We start from the raw sequence: 19,350 nt of genomic DNA, 5'->3' as shown, positions 1-19,350 counted from the left end.
TCAGTTATTTGACCACTTTTAATAAATAAGCACCATAACCACTCTTCACTAATGGTTCTGCTACTTTGTTCAACTGCTCTTTATCGATAAAGCCCATACGGTAGGCTACTTCTTCAATACAACCAATCTTCAAGCCTTGGCGTTCTTCTATCACCTGTACAAATTGTCCGGCCTGCATTAAGGAAGCAAAGGTTCCTGTATCCAACCAGGCTGTTCCCCTGCTCAGTACACCTACTTTCAATTTACCTTGTTCCAGGTAAACCTTATTAACGTCTGTAATCTCGTACTCGCCACGGGGAGAAGGTTTAATGTTTCTGGCAATTTCAACCACGCTGTTGTCGTAGAAATACAATCCCGGAACAGCATAGTCAGATTTAGGAGCAACAGGTTTCTCTTCAATGGAAACTGCATTGTTTTGCTCGTCAAATTCTACTACCCCATAGCGTTCCGGATCGGCTACCCTATAGGCAAACACCACCCCTCCATCCGGATTTGCACTTCCCTGAAGCAGTTTAGCCATTCCGTCACCATAAAAGATATTGTCGCCAAGAACCAGGGCTACTTTATCCTGTCCGATAAAATCTGCACCAATGACAAATGCCTGGGCAAGGCCATTTGGTTCGGCCTGAACTGCGTAAGAAAACTTACAGCCTAAACGACTGCCATCCCCCAATAGTTTTTCGAAATTTGGAAGGTCATGTGGGGTAGAAATGATCAGGATCTCTCTGATCCCGGCCAGCATTAAAGTAGACAAAGGATAATAGATCATTGGCTTATCATAAACCGGCATCATTTGTTTACTCATTACTAAGGTTAAAGGGTGCAACCTTGTGCCACTTCCACCTGCTAAAATTATTCCTTTCAAAATTCGGAGTCCGTTAGTTTTATCTGATTTAATTATTTATCTGCAATTATAAGCTATTTTCCAATTCCGCATACCACTCCTCACCATATTTACGGATCAGCGGCCCTTTTAAAAACTGGTAAACCGGAACTTTCAATTCACGGCCGAAGGTACAGGCATCTTTACAAATACTCCACCTATCATAATTCAGTACGTCGAACTCTGGATAATGAGTAATTCGAATAGGGTACAAATGACACGAAATAGGCTTTTGCCAATCTACAATCCCTTGTTCATAGCCCTTCTCTATAGCACATTTGGTAATGCCATTTTCAAAAGTAACGTAAGCACATTCCTTGTTACCATCCACACATGGTGTAGTCAGGTCTCCATCCTGATCTACCACAGAGGTACCATATTCCTCTATTGCAGCAATTCCTTTGGGTGCCAGCAAATGTTTGATCTTCGGATAAATTTCTTCCAGGACTGCTTTTTCCGCTTGTTCAAGTGGTGCCCCTGAATCTCCTTCCACGCAACAAATCCCCTTACATTTATTCAGGTTACACACAAAGTTTTCGCTGATCACATCCTCATGGATAAGCGTATTTTGAACTTCTATCATCTTATTCATCAATTTTAGCCAACGGGTATTTTAGACCGGTAGCTGATTTTAATTCCATAGTCACCGCACCAACAAGTATCTCCACCTGAGCTTTTACCGGGACACGGTTCCCGTCATCAGTAATCCAGAGGTAAAGCCTGCTGTCTTTCCTGAAAATCCTCCCAGGTTGTATAGAAGGGCTGAATTTAAGACATCTGATCTTACCCAGTTTCGTCTTTATCACTTCCTTTCCTATATATTCAATTTTCAACTGGCTAATCCCATCCTGCAGAAAATAGTTCAACGCAAACTGGTCACCCGATTTTATATTAGCAATATCCAGACTTCTCGCAAAATAGTACGCAGAGACCAGATCGAAAGTCTGATTTGTAGGCCCGGTAAATGTACCCCGGTTAGAGACTACCTGCCTGTTTTGCTGCGTAAACCTTGCTTTATCTGCTCTTTTATAACCGCCTTCCCGGATATTTTCCTGATAAAAATAAGGGGTTAAAGTTTCCTTATCAATATAGGAATCATAATGATCCCTGATCTTATAAAAGATATCAAAGGTTCCTGAAGTTTCCCCGTCCACCGATAATTTATAAACAGACTTGTTGTCAAACTTCATGTCCGTATTCAAAACTTTAAGCGTCCCCTCGGCCGCTGTAATAAAGCCATATCTCAATTTGTACTGAAGTACCTCTCCAGCTTGGAAAACCGGCTCTTTTTTTAAAGGCAATTCCTGTGCATACACTTGTACTCTGACCAATAAACTTCCTATAAGGAATAAAAAGGCAAATCTCATACAGAATTTATGCAAGAATCCTTCCAAAATCCTTAATCCTTACGCTTATAGATCGGAACAGTGGAACACGGCTCTCCATACATAATGCTTTTCACAACGGGAAGCAGTAGATTGGTCAGCTCTACATATGCTGAAACCGGAACTTCAATATCCGCACAACCTTTAACAACAACCCGCTCTCCGGCTAAAGAATTCAGATCTATATTGGCCAGTGATTTCGCAAACAACACCGATTCCAGGACATCTAAGCTCCCAAATACCACTTCATTAGCGTAAGGCCTCATTTTACTGGCCAGCAGCATGTACGCCCATGTAGGCACAATAGCATCAGCCGAGCAAATAACCGCTATATTTTTATCCTGATATTGAGACCAGTCATGATTCTTTATGAACTCGCGAAAATCCTTTTCCCGCAGCATCAATCCATGAAAGAGATTCTCTTTAATATCATAGACTACACGCTCAGCCTTATTGTAATATTCTTCCAGGTTGATCGTAATTAACCCACTGGCACTAACTTTATTAACAAAATTCTCCTGAATATCCATGGTATCTAAAAATGAAAAAACCGGAAGCGATATACTTCCGGTTACAAAATTACGTAAAATAAGATTAATAGAATTTCACCCTATTGTCTTTTATCTTGCTTTTATCCTGTAGTGCCTGGAATGCTGCACCTAATGCACGCTGTCCAACACCCAGTAACATAGTTTCTTTTTGTTTATACGTATTAGCCAATGGGGCAGGATTACTAAATGCACTTACTGTAAAGGCATAAACACCATGATCTCCTGCAACAGGGCTGGAAATTTTATTTACAGCAGAACCGAATACAGTACCAATCAGTTTATTTTCCTGGCCTACGCCCGGAAGTACTGGATTACCGAAAACAATATTCTCAACCGGTACCACTGGTTTAGCCACCTTTTGTGCAACCTGATCTAAACTGCCCGCACCTTTCAATGCATTGTTCAATTTTTCAGTTAACATTTTACCTTTTACAGCGGTACGTACCAGAGGCTCGATATCTTTTTTAACATCTTCCAAAGACAACTGACCTTTAGGTTTGATAGCTGTTAAACGGGCTACAACAAATGCATTCTCCATTTGGTAAACCTGTCCAAGAACGTCTCCTTTTTTAGCTGCATATGCATCTTTAATTAAAGGACGTGGGTTATCTAAACCCGGAGCATATCCCTGGCTAGCCGTTACTTTGTCTGCAACACCAACAGTATAACCTTTTTTCTGAGCAAGGGATGCAAAGTCATCACCTTTCACTTCATTCAGGAAGCCTGTTGCTTTTTTATAAGCCGCATCTTTAGTTTTACTGCTTGAAGTTAGATTTTTCTCAATATAAGCCAGTTTAGCCACTTTAGAAGAACCAACTTGTTTCTCTATTCTGATCAGGTGAACACCAAACTGTGAACGAACTACTTTAAGATCGCCCGGTTTACCATTGAAAGCTGCGTTCTCAAATTCAGGAACCATTTGTCCGCGGGCAAATGTACCCAGCTCTCCACCTTTATCTTTAGAACCATCTATGCTGTACTGCGCAGCTAATGCGGCAAAATTACCACCTTTTTCAACTACTGCTTTTAAAGAGTCGGCCAATTTGATCGCTTTATCTACCCCACCAGCTTTAGCAGCATCGATTAAGATGTGGCTTGCTTTAACTGAATCTGGTGAAAAACGGGTATCAATTACCTTAACCAACTTATAGGAGTTACCTGAAAGTTTTGGTCCGTAGAAGCTTCCAGCAGGTAATGCAAATACTGCTGAATCTACAGCAGGATCCAATTTACCTTTAGTGATGTATGTATATGGAACTTTCACATCAGAGTTAATTGCAGAAAAAAGAGAATCATTTTTAGCGGTTTTAAAGTCGCCGGCTAATTTCTCGATCTGAGTTCTAACTGCAGCAGAATCTTCTTTAGTGGGATTCACGCTAAATGATACATATTCGAATGACCTTGTTTCAGCAGGGTTATCGAAACGCGCTTTATTCTCATTGTAGAAATCTGAATAATCAGACTCAGACAATTTTAAAGAGGCATCAGCAATAGAAGCATAATCTAAGCTTACATAGTTAAATTTAGCCAGTTTATTTCTGTTGATGTACTCATCATTTGCTTCCAGTGAAGTTACGTACACTGAATTTTTAATCAGGTTTCCGTATTTCTGCTGTAAAGCCTGTTTTTCAACTTCAGCTTGTAAAAGATCCCATTGCTCTTTAAGCTGAGGATTCTTAGACTGTTGCTTCAAGCTGTTCAAAACCGCAGCTCGGTCTACCTGGCCAGTTTTAGGATTACCAAAATATTGTACGATTAAAGGACTTGGGTTTTTGCCCTGCAAAAGATCAAAAAGTTCATCGCCTGAAACATTCAAGCCCAAACGGCTATACTCTTTTGACAGCAGGATATTAGCCACTTCGCCATTCCAAACGTTTTCAACAGCCATAGCCTGCATCTGGGGATTGGAACTTCCTCCATATTGCTGTTTGAACTGTGCTTCGCTCTGTTCTACTTTTTTACCAAACTCTTCGATGCTGATTTCTTCTCCGTCAACTGATCCCACTACTCTTTGCGAATCAGCCCAGAAAGGCTTGCCTACCTTTATTGCATCGCCCAATAAAAATGCAACAATTGCAAAACCGATGAAGCCAATAAGTATAAAGCCTGCACGATTACGCAAAAATGTCATTAAACCCATAATAATTCTTATTTATAATTTTTTTTAAGAGGGCGCAAGATACAACTTTTGCCAAAAAAAGAAAATATTAAAATGTATTTGAATAAGTATTTAAAAATTAAGGAAATAAGGGCCTGCAAATTTGGTTCCTTACTGGCTCAGATCCCCTTTAAAATAAGTAACACCAGAACCCTGTTCGAAGGTGGTTTGACTGAAATCCTGTGTAGCGGTAAAGTTTTGTGCATCTACAAATGAACCATCCGGTTTCAGGACTATTCCTTTTGGTGAATAGAACATCTTCTTATTCTGGTCCCAGGTCAGTTCTTCGGTCTTAAAAGTCATGTTGTCTGTGACCACCACCACATTTTTTTTGAAAATAGTCAGTTGTTCTGTCTCCTTCATAATGGCATAATCCGAAGTGATACTTCCGGTTTTGGTCTGCAAATCGCCATAAAAATCAATTTTTACCCCTTTAGGCATTTCCTGGTACTGGTTTCCGGTTTTAGGACTTACCTTATCCAAAATGGGGGCAAAACCCTTAGCCTTTACCTTTGCTGAATCACTGTATATAACCTCCACCTTTAAAGAGCGGTCTTTCGTCAGCGCCACTTTTCCGGCTGAAATCGACGCTGCCTTTTTCAAATCGTCATCTGTACACGATAGCAGTAAGACCTGAATTAAGCCAAGTACAAGCAGTCCGTATCGAATACCAGAGCAATTCATTAATCAAATTTAAACTTCCTGAACCATTTTTCGTTCAGGGTAAAGCCTAAGTGGAAATTAACGTAATTCTCCTGAAGCAAGCCATTGCTGGTTGTTCCTCTTCTACCCAGTTCTGTGGTAAAATTGATCTTGTAGATCGCCAGCGTAGTTGCTGCACGGGCCATTGGAAATCCAAAGCCAAAAGTAACAGCCATTTGTTTGATATCCTGATTGTTCAGCTGAATATACGTTTTATCATACTGAAAACCTACCCGGTAATCCACCCGGTTGAAATAACTTCCGATAGAGTTGATGTCCGGGGTAATCTGCGAACCTACAGAGAATCCGTAGGTATCCTGTAAGCCCTGATTTACACCATCTATACTGAACTTAGACCATTTTCCCATACGGTAATCTGCCCCAACCATCCATTTGTTCTTTTTTTGGATAGAAAAGCCAAAATTATGGATTAAAGGCATTTTAAGATTGGTTTTACCATTTTCAGTAGAGATCAATGAGTCGATTGCAGTATTCTCATCTCCGGTGGAAGTTTTTGTATATTGGGTAACAATGTAAGATTTCGTAGAATTAACTGTAGAGGCCGATGAGCCTGAATAACCTAAAATAATAGAGGTTTTGCTATTTAAAGGAATATCGTACTGCATACCATAAGAGAAACTAATTCCGCCCACACTATTTTTATTCTGCATACGTGAATTAATAGAATTGTCTACCTCATCTGTAGGCGTAACCAATTCTGTTGATCTGGACTGCAGTAAGTTTCCAAACAGATATTCCGCATTAACACCAAGGTTCAAATGCCCAAATCTGTAACCATAACCGATATAGGCTTTCGTTAATCCACCTTCTCCGGAATAGATATAATTCACATTCTGGCTCGAAGGATTTGCCCCAGTTCCTGTCAGCGTAGCTGTATTGGTAAACTGATAGCCCAATTCTGAATAAGGCACCACACCAAAACTCATCGCAGAGTGTTTATTAACCGGTATACCAAGAACCAAGTGGCTTAAAGTAGAGTTGAAACTGCTTTCAGAAGTGCTTCCGCTTTTTAAATTCGTCAGGCCAAAGCTCATACCCACATCTACAGTTGTGAGATCAATACCTGGATAAGATGCAGGATTCTGCATATTGACATTGCTGTAGTAATCGCTTGGTTTATATACACCGGTTGAGATTCCACCCATTGCCCTGAACTGCGGCAGCAACATTCCCTTAATATTTCCAACACCAAACTTTGAATAGGGTGATTGCGTGGTAACCTGCGCTTTAACTGTCATGCCGGTCAGCACAACCATAACCGCGGCGATATAACTAATTTTTTTGTACATATTCAAATGCAATGACTTCATTTAATCCTTTTAATACTAAATAAGGCTCGTGTATTATCCTGGAGGCAAAATCACAATTTTTCAACTGTTCCATCAAAAATGATGCATCCCCTCCCGTTATCACTATCCTTACACTATTGTTCTTGTTATACTGATCGCTTATAAAACCCCTCACTTCATTGACCACCCCCTGCAATACACCGTTCAATATAGCATTATTGGTATCTGATCCCAAAGGGATCTCCTTCTGCTCTTTTTCCCATTTCACCAGCGGCAACCTGCCGGTATAATGGTGTAACGCCTGGAACCTCATTTTAAAACCCAAACTAATACTGCCGCCAAAATATTCCGACTGGCTGTTCAGCAGATCATAAGTGATACAAGTCCCTGCGTCTATCATAAAGCAATCCTCTCCCGGATAGAACCGATGTGCAGCAATAACCTTTGCCCATCTGTCCAGACCTAAAGTAGAAATGCTCTTATAATGGTTATTTACCCCTGTATTGATGCGGGTAGAAAACGCGGTATAATTCGTATTCTCTTTCAGAAATGCAACGACTTCAGCATGCGCTTCACCAACACTGGACATGGCCGAATGACTAATTTCAAATTCTTCTGTAATCTCCGCTATCCTGCGCCGATCAAGCTGCTGAACTGATTCAAAGTGGATCAGCTCTCTTTGTTTAAAGACAGCTATTTTACTGTTGGTGTTGCCAATATCTATTACCAGATTATGCATTTATAATTCCAGGAGTTCCCGGTCATACCCTCCAAACTTCATGGCACAAAGCTATTAATCTTTACCAAGTTTCAAGGGATCAATTTGTTAAAAAAAGTTAAACGAACAAAAAGTACTGAATTGTAAGCACAAAAACCAGGAACAGACTTTCATAAAACCAACGCTTAGTGGCATTTGAGAAATAATAAGCCAGTAAGACTGCTCCCGGGGGCACGCACAATAAAAAATGATATAACCTGAAGTCCGGTTTAATGTAAAAACTCAGCGCAGCCAGGATAAACATAAAAAATAACATCTGAAAAGCCTTTCTTGTACTGATAAAACTCCTAAAAAAGTTCTCTCTCAACTGGATCATAGCCAGGATCATCATGATCACAACAGGAACCAGGACCAGATAATCGTTATAATGAATTTTAAAAACAGATGGAAATTTATTGGTTAACGGAAGCCATATTTTATAGAATAACGCAATATCGTCATGCCAGTAATAAAAGACCCCGACAAAAAAGAATATGGTCAAAAAACCCACCAGACCAGAAACCCATTCTCTCCAGTTGAAAGATCTGTACAACAACAGGCTCAGCCACAGCATCAGCAACATTACAATAAACGGAAAATAGATCAACGCACCCACCGCAATGATCATCCCGATATCAAACATGATCATAATTGCATTAGGCGTTTTTCCAATCTTGAGGAATTTATCCATGATCCAGATCAGCAAAAAATTACAGATCAAAGTTGGGCTCAGGACCAGAAAGGGCATAAACAAACTCGCGCTGGTGATGTACAACAAAGCAGGCAGATATCCTGGTTTATTAAGCAATCCATGATTATTGACAATCCGGTTAAACAGAATGGCCTGTACAAAAATCAGAATGGCTGCAAAGAAAATATTTGCTCCGGGTGAGAAGCTGTTTTCGATCGGAATCTGGATGAAAAATTTGGCAAAAGGCTCCAGAAATTCAAAGTTAAGCCTTGGAGGCAAATCTATGAATATCGCCATCCGCATAAAAAAGGTATATGCGAATAAGATAAGCAGGTTTATAGGGTTTAGTGTTCTGAACTGATTAATCATGCCTGTATACTAAGGGCAAAGTAAAGGAAATTATCTGGCAAACTCCTTTACAACTTTATCAATTACTGCAGCCGTTTCATCCGGGAAATAAAATTTATGCTTTTGAGGTTGTTCTACCCAGTCCCTGATCACTGGTAACCAGTTTTTATTACTTCCCCAGATCACTGGCAAACCAAATTGCTTTAAGGCAAATGCATTGCATTGTTGTTCATATTGAAATTTCATAGGTACAACCAACAATTTTTTACCCAAAAACAACGCTTCTGCCGGCCCCTCAAATCCACCTCCGGTAAATAATCCGGAACTACCTGCCAGACTTGTATTGAATTCCTCGTTGTTGACCGGTGCAACCTGAACATTTCCGTCTGTGTATTTAACTTTTGAGTGCTTGGAAAAAACCTGCCAGCATACGCCTGGAATCTGTTTCAGCAGCGGTACAAGAAATTTATCGTCTATCGCCGGAAGATACACCGTATAATGCCCAAGATCCCTGACCACTAAATTCCTGATCTCCGAACGGATCACCGGTGTATATATAAAATCATCATAGCGGTCAAAATGAAAACCCACATAATGTGTGGCCGGCGCATAATATTTCATGACCAGCTGGGCCCAGTCAATACTCTTTGGCTTAGGCACCCTGGGAGACTGAAAAGAAGCCTGGTGGCTTAAACCAACGCTTTCTATTCCCTTAAGCCTGCATGCCCATGCGGTTACCGGTTCAAAGTCATTAATAATTAAGCTATAATCCTTCAAAGGAAGAGACCTCATGTCTTTTACAAAGCGCGGAAGGTTCATGGTCTTCCAGGTCTCAAAGTGGTCAACACCACCCTTTTTACCAAAAATAAAGCTAAAACCATGGAGCTGATATTTAACAGGCTGGCTCAACCTGACATCTGCCTGCGTTCCGCTGATCAGAAGCTCCACATCGCCATGCTGTTGTAACAATGGAACAATCTCTCTGGCACGGCTGATGTGCCCGTTTCCCGTTCCCTGAATCGCATATAATATCTTCATCCGCACCGAATATCTGTAAATTTTAGGCTTTAGACAATTTCTAATTTGATCTTTTGCAATAATACATTGATATCCAGTTTACTATGTAAATCTTCGCTGTCAGAAAGAATTCCTTCTTCCTCTATATCTGTTTCATAATCTTTGGCCTCATATTTAAATATTTTCCAGGCCTTATTGTTGTATTCCAGAGCAGTCAGGTTTTCAATCCAGTCTCCGCTGTTCAAATAAGTTACGCTACCATTTTCAGTTTCAATACCACGCATTTCCGGCTGATGAATATGACCACAAACCACATATTCATAGCCTTTTTCAACAGCCAGCTCCGCTGCTGTCTGTTCAAAACTATTGATAAACTTTACAGCATCTTTAAAGCTTTCTTTAACCTTTTTTGAGAAACTCATTTTCTCTCGCCCGAAAATCTTCAGGCCCCAGTTTACAAAACTATTGATCAGAATCAGGGTGTCATATCCTACGGCACCAAGTTTCGCCAGCCATTTGGAATGCTGCATGGTCACATCAAAAATATCTCCATGAAAGAACCAGGCTTTTTTACCATCTATTTCCAAAACCAGTTTATTTTGCAAATGGAAAGCTCCTAAGTGCATATCTGCAAATTTACGTAAGAGTTCATCATGGTTACCCGTCAGGTAATATACTGGCACCCCTTCCACCACAAATTTCATCAGTTTACGAACCACCTTCATATGTGTTTCCGGCCAGTACCTTTTGCTAAATTGCCAGATATCAATAATGTCGCCATTAAGAATCAACATTTTAGGTTTAATGCTTTTCAGATATTTTAAAAGCTCTTTGGCGTGGCAGCCGTAGGTACCCAGGTGTACGTCCGAAATGACTGCAATTTCTACTTCTCTTTTAGACGTCATCGTCATCCATTTTCAGATCATAAGGACTAAAAAAGAAGGCAACCAGAGCAATAACACATCCTATCACGATCATTTCCTCCATAGATCTTTAGTTTATGAACACAAATATGCAATACGCAGGTTAACAAGTCATTAACAGAATATTATTAAAAAAACAAAAGGTTATTGCCTTACGACAATAACCTTGAATACAAATATCTAAAAAAGCGTTTAAGCGGCTTTCTTTTTTCTGTCTCCGTAAAATGCAAACCCCAGTGCGGCCAGCAATAAAACAGATCCTGCCAGAGAAATCTTTTCCCCTGCATAATAAGAAACAGGCTCAAATTTAAACTCTACTTTATGATTACCCGCAGGAAGTTGTGCTGCACGTAATACGTAATCAGCCCTGAAATAAGGCTTTTTCTCATTATCTATGTACATATTCCAGCCTTTGTCATAGTAAATTTCAGAAAAAACGGCAATCACATCTGAAGGCGCACTGTAGGAATAAACCAAATGGTCCGGATGATAACTATCTAATGTAATCATAGCTGTTGCACCACCACCTGTTACCTTTTTCTCATCGATAAGGCCTTTATATCTGATGTCTACAATCGCTTCCTTTTTTGGATCAAAGCTACCAATGGCCTTCATTTCTTCATCCGCATCTTTGGCAAATTGTACATTTTGTACAATCCATGCATTTCCCGCAGCAGTTTGATTTCTTTGCATTTTATAAGAACCATTTTGCTGATCCTGTGTAATAATATATTTAGTATTCAACATGTCCAGCACATCCTGGTTTACACTTTTTGAAAACTGATTGTCAATCAACTCCTGGAAACGCTTCAATTTAGCTGCATGGTAACCACCAACGGTCTTATGAAACTGAGAGGCACTCGCATCTGAAAAAGTGGAGGTTGTCAGATCCATTACCCTGAAATCCGGATCTTTATCCGCCATAATAAACGTATCCACGTCTCTTGGTTGAAAATGATTGGCCAGGTCTGATTTACTAGCGAAATTATTGTTGTTTAAATAACGACGGTCTACCTGCCACATATCGATCAAAACGGCAAAACCAAGCAGGATCAATGCCAGCTGAAGGTTCATCTTTTTAGTGATGAAGGCCCAGATCAATGCATAAGCAATCGCTATAAAAAGCACCGATCTCAAAGCATCCGCACGGGCAATACCAACACGATCCGCCACCAGAGCATTAGCAACTTTTAGTGCTTCTCCCCTGTTGTTCTGCAGAATCTGCGTAAGGGCTTCCAGCATACGTTGATGATTCTCACTGGTGAAACTGAAAAATACGGTTGGCATAATGGCAACCAACAAAGAAAATCCCCCGGTAATTGCCGCAGCAATCGTTAATTTTTTAAGCAGTGTTTTTTGTTCCAGCTTACTTTCTGTAGCCTCTTTAACAGCAAGAACGGCCAAAATCGGAACCATCAGGCCTACCACAGCCAAAATAGATTCTACAGCTCTGAATTTATTGTATAAAGGAAAATAGTCAAAGAATAAATCGGATATCAATGGAAAATTACTTCCAAAAGAAAGCAGCATAAACAAAATCGTTGTACCCAGGGCCCACCATTTAAAGCGACTTCTTACAACAAGCAGTCCAAAAACAAACAGGAAGCAGATAATTGCCCCGAAATAATACGGACCTGAAGTACCTGGCTTACCGCCCCAATACTGCTGATAACCAATCTGTCCGGCCAGCTGTTGAATGGCCTGCGTTGGATCGCCTCCAGTCAATGACTGTAAAGATTTATAAGCATTGCTTTCCGGTTTTACCAAGGCATCAATACTGGTAGCACCACCGTAAAGATTTGGAATCAAAAATGTAAAACTCTCCCCAACACCCTGGCTCCAGCCGTAGGCATATTCTTTAGAAAGGCCACTCTTTTCCTCTGCCTTATCTGTGGTTAAATTAGATTTCCCCCTGTTGGATTCTTTTCCATATTCATAGGTCGTCCATAAGACACTTGTATTCACCATCAGCGCCAATACAGCACCAATAGCCAAAAAGCTTAAGCCCCGTCCAAATGCAGATAGCTTCTTTTCTTTCCAGGCATGATACAATTCAATAGCCAGGTAAATCACCAATGCAAGCGAGATATAATAGGTCATTTGGATGTGATTGGCCCTGATCTCCAAAGCGAGGAACAGCGCAAACAAGCTTCCACCCACCCAATGCTTTCCACGGAGGGTTAAGAGCACCGAAGCCAGAATCGGTGCAAAGAAAGCAATGGCCAGGGCCTTGTTACTATGCCCTGCAGCGATAATGATAAAATTATAAGAGGTAAAAGCGAAAGCTATTGCCCCTAGTGCCGCAAGATACGGGTTGATCTTTAATACACAAAACAGCAAATACGCCCCCAACAGATACAATAAAACCACATCCACGGGATCTGGCAATATGGTTTTAATCGCAGAAATGACATAAGTTGCACCATTCATTGGGTATTGAACCCAAATCTGATAAGCTGGCATACCACCAAACATCTGGTTGGTCCAAAGAGGTCCTTTACCATCTTTAGCCTTGTAGTCCATAATTTCTTTCTGCATCGCTTTTGCCTGCAGGACATCACTTTGAGCCGGTCCCTTGCCTTGCAAAACAGGGCTGAAATAGGCGAAACAGATAATTACGAAAAATGCAGCGATGGCAACGTGGATGCCATTTCTTTTAAACCAAGTATTCATTAGGGCTATTTAATATTTAAACTAACCCCAAAAATATAAAAATGAAGGAAATAAGCGCTTAAATTAATATTATAATTATTTAACCTCTTCGTAGTCTACAAAATCACCCAGCTTATCTACATTTCCAGGCTTAGGCTTCGGCGGCATATAATCTATGGATATAGAGCCCTCAGGTCTTCTTGGGGCTTGTTGTGCACCATTAGCCTGTTGTTGCATATTGTTAAAAATATTTCTAAGCACCAGTGGGAAAACCAGCTTCAAAAGCATTCTGATTACCCACATCACCAATATCGTTATAAAAAGAAATTTCACTATTCCCATGTTAATTCGTCTTAATGTTTACAAATATGACGGAATTCATTGTTGATTATTACAGTTTCAGCCAGATTATTGCACTTACATTACAATTAATCTTCCTCCACAATATGTGCCACCCGACCTACCTGTCCGTCCTCCAGCCTCACTTTAATGCCCCTGGAATGAAAAGGGGAAGAAGTTAATAAATTTGCAACAATCCCCCTGGTCAAGGCACCACTTCTCTGATCTTTCTTTAAAATAATATCCACCTCTAAACCCGGGTAAATGTCTTTTCTGTTCTTTCCGTCCATTACTTAATCTTTACTATACTCAATTTACTTGCCAAAACGTTCCTCAAATACTTTTTCCATGGCAAACATCTCATCCCTTAATCGGGCGGCCAGCAGGAAGTCCATATCTTTAGCTGCCTTACTCATCTCTTTACGCGTTTTATCTATTGACTTCTGCATTTCTGCTTTGGTCATATACTGAACCACCGGATCTGCCGCAATACTCACTTCATCTACCTCCACATAGGCCTTAGCTCTTGTGGCATTCTCAGAAAAATCAAGCATTGAAGTTTGTTCCATAATGGCTTCTCTACTCTTGCCAACGGTTTTAGGCGTAATTCCATGTTCCAGGTTGTAGGCGATTTGCTTTTCCCTTCTCCGGTTGGTTTCGTCAATCGTCCTTTCCATGGATTCGGTCATATTGTCCGCATACATAATTACCCTTCCTCTATCATTCCGCGCTGCCCGTCCAATGGTCTGTATCAAGGCCCGGTCAGAACGTAAAAAACCTTCTTTATCCGCATCCAATATGGCTACAAAAGACACCTCAGGAAGATCAAGTCCTTCCCTCAGCAGGTTGATCCCGATCAGCACATCGAATTCCCCTAAGCGTAAACCTCTAAGGATCTCTACCCGCTCAAGTGTTTTCACCTCAGAGTGAATATAGCGAACCTTAATGTTCAGCCGATCCATGTATTTGGTCAGCTCTTCTGCCATACGTTTGGTTAAAGTAGTCACCAAAATCCGATCACCCATCTTAATGGTTTTCTCTATTTCTTCCAGCAGATCATCCACCTGATTTACTGCCGGCCGAACTTCAATCAGAGGATCGAGCAAACCCGTAGGCCGGATCACCTGCTCCACATATATACCATCTGACTTCTGCAGTTCATAATCTGCAGGTGTGGCACTCACGTAAACCGTTTGCGGTGCCAGACGCTCAAATTCCTCAAAATTCAAAGGCCGGTTGTCCAAAGCGGAGGGTAAACGAAAACCATATTCCACCAGCGACATTTTCCTTGATCTGTCACCGCCATACATCGCCCTGATCTGAGGTACAGTGACATGACTTTCATCAATCACCATTAAATAATCATCAGGAAAGTAATCCAGCAAACAGAAAGGGCGCATCCCTGGTGAACGACCATCAAAGAAACGTGAATAATTTTCAATACCAGAACAATAGCCCAGCTCTTTCATCATCTCTATATCAAAATTCACCCTTTCTTCCAGTCTTTTTGCTTCCAAAAGCTGCCGGTCTTCGATCAGCTGGTTCTTGCGGATCTCCAGTTCTTCCTGAATGCCCCATATAGATGAATTAAACCTGTCTTTAGGCGTCACAAATAAATTGGCTGGATATATGGCCATATCTTCCAGTTTTTCCAGGGTCTTGCCCGTAACCGGATCGATCACACTCAGCTCTTCAATATCATCCCCGAAAAAAGAAATCCGGTAGGCATTATCCAGATAGGCAGGAAAAATATCCACGGTATCACCCTTTACCCGAAAAGTACCTCGTTTAAAATCATTAATCGTCCTGGCGTACAAAATCTCGACCAGGCTGTGCAGAAAAGAATTACGGGAAATCCTTGTTCCCACGGAGAAACGAAATACAGACCTGGAGAAATCTTCGGGATTTCCCATACCATAAATACAGGAAATAGAGGAAACGACAATCACATCCCTTCTCCCCGACATTAAGGCAGAGGTCGTCCTTAACCTGAGCTTTTCAATCTCTTCGTTGATACTCAGATCTTTCTCTATATAAGTATTGCTACTGGGCATATACGCCTCAGGTTGATAGTAATCATAATAAGAAACAAAATAATTCACCGCATTCTCTGGAAAGAATTGCTTAAACTCTCCATACAACTGTGCGGCCAGTGTCTTGTTATGACTCAGGATCAAGGTTGGTTTCTGCGTCTGCTCAATAAGGTTCGCAACAGTAAAGGTTTTCCCAGAACCTGTTACACCAAGCAGCGTCTGATAGTGCTCCTGATTGTTTACCCCTTCTACCAATTGCCTGATGGCATTGGGCTGATCTCCTGTAGGTTTATAATCTGATACGAGTTTGAATTTCATCAAATCAAAGATAAGAAATTATTTACGAAGGAAATATCCGGGGGGCTTGCTTGCTTTTAAATAAAAATCTTATTTTTATGGTCATCATGAAGCTACTGGCCTATGTACCGATACTAACGCCCCGGATAAGATATATTTTTAATTTTATCTTTAACGATGTCCTGAAAACCCAGGTTGGCTTCAGCTCAAATCTGGCAGAGTTCAAAGCATCCACACTCCCAAAGATCAGTTATGCCGATCAGCCGGTAGGTAACGAACTGTTTTTTAAAAACACAGACCTGCTGCTTGCCCATGCCATTATAAAAACCAGTTTTAAAACCACTGCATTTGGAGACACAATCGTTCCCTTTGCAGTAACCGGCAGTACACTGCCCTTTGATGTGTTTGCTGCCTCATTTTATTTTATCAGCCGTTATGAAGAATATTTACCTTTTCACCCGGACACAGAAGGGCATTATCCACCGGAATACAGTCTTCAAAGTAAGTTAAAACTACTGCAGATCCCGGTGATAGATGCCTGGGCGCTGATCCTGAAGAATATCTTGCTGAAAAAGTACCCTAATCTGTTTTTCGAAAAAAAGACCTACGACTTTATACCTTTAATTTGCATGTATCCTGGTACATCCGGCTCAGACGGATTGTTTAAAACCACGATTAACCTATTTCGAAAGGTGACTGCAGTTTTAAGAAAAGACAAAACTGAAGACAGAAAGGCCAAAGACATCCAGGCCTTTGTAAACACCGTACACGAACCATACAGAATTAAGGCACGCTTCTTTTTCAAACCCAGCCAGGATGAAGATCATGAATGCGACGGACAGATCAATCTCCCGCAAAGCTACCTCCAGCTCCTGAAAGCAGGAACAGTGAATGATTATCGCATGGGCTATAAACATACAACCGGCTTTAGAGCAGGGACCTGTACACCTTTTCCATGGTATGATCTTCAGCTGGAAAAAACCACGCACCTCATTGTACATCCGGTCGCTATTAATGACGGAAGCCTGTCTAACGACAAACACATCAGAATTGCCCCTACCCTCGCTCAATGGAAAAACATTGTAGATACCGTTAAATTACTGGAAGGTAAATTGTACATGACCTGGCACCAGGATACCCTGGTTAATAGTGGAAAAGGCAGAACGGCAAGAAAGCTTTACATAGAAATGTTAAGCAATTTTTTATCTTTGCCTAATGATATTCGACCTCAGTAAAACCAATTCTATAGCAAATGTTTTTATTGCTCAACTTCGGGATGAAAACATACAGAAAGATGCAATGCGCTTTAGAAAGAACCTGGAGAGACTGGGGGAATTCTTTGCTTTTGAAATCAGCAAGACCCTTAGCTACGAGGAAACAAAGACACAAACCCCGCTTGGAATTGCAGAAAGCAAGCAGCTTGTGCAGCAACCAGTGCTGGCCACCATCCTTCGCGCAGGGCTACCCATGCATAAGGGATTACTGAATATCTTCGATATGGCTGACTCGGCCTTTATTACCGCATTCAGGAAAACCCATAAAAGTGGTGATTTTGAGATCCAGATGGAATATATTTCTTCACCAGACCTCACAGACAGAACCGTAATCGTTGCAGACCCAATGCTTGCCACCGGTTTAAGTATGGTTATCTGCTGCAAAGAACTGCTCAACCGATTCAGTATCAAAGAACTTCACATCGTAACTGCCATTGCCAGTGCTGAAGGCATTCGCCATGTCAGAGCCAATCTTCCCCATGCCAAATTATGGGTAGGCGCAATAGACGAAGAGATGACTACAAAAGCATATATCGTTCCCGGACTTGGAGATGCCGGTGACCTGGCCTATGGCCCAAAACTTTAATCATGATCAAACATATCTTTTTTGACCTGGATCATACCATCTGGGATTTCGATAAAAATGCAGAAGAAACACTGAAGGAACTATACCAGACTTACCAGCTTCAGACACTCGGTTTAAATTCTACAGAAGAATTCATCCAGACCTACACGGAAAATAACCACCGGCTCTGGGCGGCTTATCATGTGGGTAAAATCAGCAAGGAAACCCTTAGGTCCGAAAGATTTAGCACTACCTTTATCCAGTTGGGTATACACCCTGACCATATACCGCAGCAATTTGAGGACGATTATGTCCGGATCACTCCAACAAAAACAAATTTATTTGAGGGCTCAGAAAAAGTGCTCTCCTATCTGCAGAAAAAATACAGTCTTCATATCATTTCCAATGGTTTCAAAGAAAGTACTTTAACCAAAATGGAAGTTTCAGCTCTAAATCCTTATTTCAAAAATGTGATTATTTCTGAGGATGTAGGCGTTAACAAGCCAGACAAGGCGATTTTTGAACATGCTTTACAAAGAGCAGAAGCGCTAAAAGAAGAGAGTATTATGATTGGCGACAGTCTCGAAGCCGACATTACCGGCGCCCAAAACTTTGGAATGAAGGCCATTTTCTTTAACCCACAGAAGAAAGAAGCACCAGAGTACGTGGACTGGCAAATCCATCACCTGGAAGAATTACTCCTGCACTTCTAAAATTTTGTTATCGTGGTATGAGATTCGTAATATGGTTTCTACACACAAATGAAACCAAATGAAAAAGATCATCTTATTGTTTGCTGTATTGCTGCAAACCACCGCAATTTTTGCCCAGCAAAGGGCCCAGACCGCAGAACTGTTTCTTGAAATCTCTGACAGGGGAAAATTTACCGTTTACCTCAACGAAGAATATGCCGGCTCTTCCCAAGGCAGGTTCCGCTTCTTTGAAGTCTCAGACCCAAACCCTGTACTCACTATCCTCCAGGAAAACCGGCCCATCTTTAAACAACGCATCCGTTTGCAAACCAATAAAAGAATCATAGCGTCTTATTCTCAAAGACGCGGATTTCAGATCAGCTCAGCACTTGCAGTACTTAACCGTGGCCAATATCTTCTTGACGACTGGGACGGCAATCTGAATGGAACCCCGGGCTACCCAGACGGGGGCTATGCCATGAACCCCGAAGATTTTAAACAATTTATGAATGCTGTGCGGGCAGAACACTTTGACAAAGACAGGATCAGGGTCATAGACCTGGCCCTGAAGAACAATTATTTCAGCACCAAACAAGTTGGAGAGATCATTCGTTCACTGGACTTTGAAGATCAGGGGCTGGACGTCGCAAAAAGAGCCTACCATGTCACTGTAGATAAGAACAACTATTATACTTTAAAAAACAGCTTTAAATTCCTCCATGGACAGGATGGCTTGATGGACTTTTTAAAGAATGCACCCTCAACCCGTTAAC

At 41.1% G+C, this 19,350-nt stretch carries 19 protein-coding genes; 4 read left to right on the top strand and 15 right to left on the bottom strand.

The window, feature by feature from the left end; translation table 11 throughout:
* Window positions 1-4 precede the first annotated feature (4 nt).
* The 15 genes from rfbA to uvrB form a co-directional block, all read right to left on the bottom strand.
* Window positions 5-865 (bottom strand): glucose-1-phosphate thymidylyltransferase RfbA, encoded by an 861-nt coding sequence (rfbA, locus tag DBR11_RS03260; RefSeq protein WP_108550186.1) that lies wholly within the window; start codon window positions 863-865, stop codon window positions 5-7.
* 46 nt (window positions 866-911) lie between these two features.
* On the bottom strand, window positions 912-1,466 hold the full coding sequence (locus DBR11_RS03255; protein WP_108550197.1) for a DUF3109 family protein: 555 nt from the start codon (window positions 1,464-1,466) through the stop codon (window positions 912-914).
* A 1-nt stretch (window position 1,467) separates the two neighbouring features.
* Window positions 1,468-2,250: a DUF3108 domain-containing protein gene (locus tag DBR11_RS03250; protein ID WP_108550185.1), complete on the bottom strand. Its 783-nt coding sequence runs from the start codon at window positions 2,248-2,250 to the stop codon at window positions 1,468-1,470.
* Window positions 2,251-2,282: 32 nt separating this feature from the next.
* Window positions 2,283-2,798, bottom strand: a complete 516-nt coding sequence (locus tag DBR11_RS03245) for a DUF2480 family protein (RefSeq protein ID WP_108550184.1) — start codon at window positions 2,796-2,798, stop codon at window positions 2,283-2,285.
* A gap of 64 nt (window positions 2,799-2,862) precedes the next feature.
* A complete protein-coding gene (locus tag DBR11_RS03240; RefSeq protein WP_108550183.1) occupies window positions 2,863-4,959 on the bottom strand; it encodes a peptidylprolyl isomerase in 2,097 nt (698 codons plus the stop codon).
* A gap of 129 nt (window positions 4,960-5,088) precedes the next feature.
* Window positions 5,089-5,661 (bottom strand): LPS export ABC transporter periplasmic protein LptC, encoded by a 573-nt coding sequence (gene lptC, locus DBR11_RS03235; protein WP_108550182.1) that lies wholly within the window; start codon window positions 5,659-5,661, stop codon window positions 5,089-5,091.
* Entirely contained in the window at window positions 5,661-7,010 is a 1,350-nt protein-coding gene (locus DBR11_RS03230) for a hypothetical protein (RefSeq protein ID WP_233260627.1), read from the bottom strand. Before DBR11_RS03230 ends, lptC begins: the two co-directional genes overlap by 1 nt.
* A complete protein-coding gene (locus DBR11_RS03225) occupies window positions 6,973-7,728 on the bottom strand; it encodes a type III pantothenate kinase (RefSeq protein ID WP_108550180.1) in 756 nt (251 codons plus the stop codon). Before DBR11_RS03225 ends, DBR11_RS03230 begins: the two co-directional genes overlap by 38 nt.
* Window positions 7,729-7,825: 97 nt before the next feature.
* Window positions 7,826-8,734 carry a DUF6427 family protein gene (locus DBR11_RS03220; protein WP_233260626.1) on the bottom strand — a complete coding sequence of 303 codons (909 nt, stop codon included), beginning with the start codon at window positions 8,732-8,734 and terminating at the stop codon, window positions 7,826-7,828.
* A 102-nt stretch (window positions 8,735-8,836) separates the two neighbouring features.
* Window positions 8,837-9,823 (bottom strand): glycosyltransferase family protein, encoded by a 987-nt coding sequence (locus tag DBR11_RS03215; protein WP_108550178.1) that lies wholly within the window; start codon window positions 9,821-9,823, stop codon window positions 8,837-8,839.
* Between the two features lie 29 nt (window positions 9,824-9,852).
* Complete coding sequence (locus DBR11_RS03210; RefSeq protein WP_108550177.1) at window positions 9,853-10,707, bottom strand: UDP-2,3-diacylglucosamine diphosphatase; 855 nt, start codon at window positions 10,705-10,707, stop codon at window positions 9,853-9,855.
* A gap of 210 nt (window positions 10,708-10,917) precedes the next feature.
* The gene (locus DBR11_RS03205) at window positions 10,918-13,398 is read right to left on the bottom strand and encodes a hypothetical protein (RefSeq protein ID WP_108550176.1); all 2,481 of its coding nucleotides are present in this window, start codon (window positions 13,396-13,398) and stop codon (window positions 10,918-10,920) included.
* A 75-nt stretch (window positions 13,399-13,473) separates the two neighbouring features.
* Window positions 13,474-13,719 carry a DUF4834 domain-containing protein gene (locus tag DBR11_RS03200; protein ID WP_108550175.1) on the bottom strand — a complete coding sequence of 82 codons (246 nt, stop codon included), beginning with the start codon at window positions 13,717-13,719 and terminating at the stop codon, window positions 13,474-13,476.
* An 86-nt stretch (window positions 13,720-13,805) separates the two neighbouring features.
* A complete protein-coding gene (locus tag DBR11_RS03195; RefSeq protein WP_108550174.1) occupies window positions 13,806-14,006 on the bottom strand; it encodes a YwbE family protein in 201 nt (66 codons plus the stop codon).
* Window positions 14,007-14,030: 24 nt separating this feature from the next.
* Entirely contained in the window at window positions 14,031-16,067 is a 2,037-nt protein-coding gene (gene uvrB / locus DBR11_RS03190) for an excinuclease ABC subunit UvrB (protein ID WP_108550173.1), read from the bottom strand.
* Window positions 16,068-16,144: 77 nt separating this feature from the next.
* Between uvrB and DBR11_RS03185 the strand changes: the two genes are divergently transcribed.
* Genes DBR11_RS03185 through DBR11_RS03170 form a run of 4 tightly spaced genes read left to right on the top strand, consistent with a single transcriptional unit; the run spans window position 16,145 to window position 19,349 of the window.
* Window positions 16,145-17,281, top strand: coding sequence for a hypothetical protein (locus DBR11_RS03185; RefSeq protein WP_146186443.1), 1,137 nt, complete (start codon window positions 16,145-16,147; stop codon window positions 17,279-17,281).
* Entirely contained in the window at window positions 17,262-17,906 is a 645-nt protein-coding gene (gene upp / locus DBR11_RS03180; protein WP_108550171.1) for a uracil phosphoribosyltransferase, read from the top strand. The genes DBR11_RS03185 and upp overlap by 20 nt, the downstream gene beginning before the upstream one ends.
* Before the next feature lie 2 nt (window positions 17,907-17,908).
* The gene (locus DBR11_RS03175) at window positions 17,909-18,598 is read left to right on the top strand and encodes a YjjG family noncanonical pyrimidine nucleotidase (RefSeq protein WP_108550170.1); all 690 of its coding nucleotides are present in this window, start codon (window positions 17,909-17,911) and stop codon (window positions 18,596-18,598) included.
* A 58-nt stretch (window positions 18,599-18,656) separates the two neighbouring features.
* Window positions 18,657-19,349, top strand: a complete 693-nt coding sequence (locus tag DBR11_RS03170; RefSeq protein WP_108550169.1) for a DUF4476 domain-containing protein — start codon at window positions 18,657-18,659, stop codon at window positions 19,347-19,349.
* Window position 19,350: the final 1 nt, after the last annotated feature.

The sequence above is a fragment of the Pedobacter sp. HMWF019 genome, assembly GCF_003061025.1.
Lineage (GTDB): Bacteria > Bacteroidota > Bacteroidia > Sphingobacteriales > Sphingobacteriaceae > Pedobacter.
Note: the sequence above shows the minus strand (reverse complement) of the source record. Positions and strands in the feature narration are given on the sequence as shown.

What these genes read in the sequence shown, in the direction of transcription:
- DBR11_RS03255 (WP_108550197.1), bottom strand. Translation starts at nt 1,466, where the DNA reads ATGATAGAAGTTCAAAATACGCTTATCCATGAGGATGTGATCAGCGAA.
- DBR11_RS03250 (WP_108550185.1), bottom strand. Translation starts at nt 2,250, where the DNA reads ATGAGATTTGCCTTTTTATTCCTTATAGGAAGTTTATTGGTCAGAGTA.
- DBR11_RS03245 (WP_108550184.1), bottom strand. Translation starts at nt 2,798, where the DNA reads ATGGATATTCAGGAGAATTTTGTTAATAAAGTTAGTGCCAGTGGGTTA.
- DBR11_RS03240 (WP_108550183.1), bottom strand. Translation starts at nt 4,959, where the DNA reads ATGGGTTTAATGACATTTTTGCGTAATCGTGCAGGCTTTATACTTATT.
- lptC (WP_108550182.1), bottom strand. Translation starts at nt 5,661, where the DNA reads ATGAATTGCTCTGGTATTCGATACGGACTGCTTGTACTTGGCTTAATT.
- DBR11_RS03230 (WP_233260627.1), bottom strand. Translation starts at nt 7,010, where the DNA reads ATGAAGTCATTGCATTTGAATATGTACAAAAAAATTAGTTATATCGCC.
- DBR11_RS03225 (WP_108550180.1), bottom strand. Translation starts at nt 7,728, where the DNA reads ATGCATAATCTGGTAATAGATATTGGCAACACCAACAGTAAAATAGCT.
- DBR11_RS03220 (WP_233260626.1), bottom strand. Translation starts at nt 8,734, where the DNA reads ATGGCGATATTCATAGATTTGCCTCCAAGGCTTAACTTTGAATTTCTG.
- DBR11_RS03215 (WP_108550178.1), bottom strand. Translation starts at nt 9,823, where the DNA reads ATGAAGATATTATATGCGATTCAGGGAACGGGAAACGGGCACATCAGC.
- DBR11_RS03210 (WP_108550177.1), bottom strand. Translation starts at nt 10,707, where the DNA reads ATGACGTCTAAAAGAGAAGTAGAAATTGCAGTCATTTCGGACGTACAC.
- DBR11_RS03205 (WP_108550176.1), bottom strand. Translation starts at nt 13,398, where the DNA reads ATGAATACTTGGTTTAAAAGAAATGGCATCCACGTTGCCATCGCTGCA.
- DBR11_RS03200 (WP_108550175.1), bottom strand. Translation starts at nt 13,719, where the DNA reads ATGGGAATAGTGAAATTTCTTTTTATAACGATATTGGTGATGTGGGTA.
- DBR11_RS03195 (WP_108550174.1), bottom strand. Translation starts at nt 14,006, where the DNA reads ATGGACGGAAAGAACAGAAAAGACATTTACCCGGGTTTAGAGGTGGAT.
- uvrB (WP_108550173.1), bottom strand. Translation starts at nt 16,067, where the DNA reads ATGAAATTCAAACTCGTATCAGATTATAAACCTACAGGAGATCAGCCC.
- DBR11_RS03185 (WP_146186443.1), top strand. Translation starts at nt 16,145, where the DNA reads ATGGTCATCATGAAGCTACTGGCCTATGTACCGATACTAACGCCCCGG.
- upp (WP_108550171.1), top strand. Translation starts at nt 17,262, where the DNA reads ATGATATTCGACCTCAGTAAAACCAATTCTATAGCAAATGTTTTTATT.
- DBR11_RS03175 (WP_108550170.1), top strand. Translation starts at nt 17,909, where the DNA reads ATGATCAAACATATCTTTTTTGACCTGGATCATACCATCTGGGATTTC.
- DBR11_RS03170 (WP_108550169.1), top strand. Translation starts at nt 18,657, where the DNA reads ATGAAAAAGATCATCTTATTGTTTGCTGTATTGCTGCAAACCACCGCA.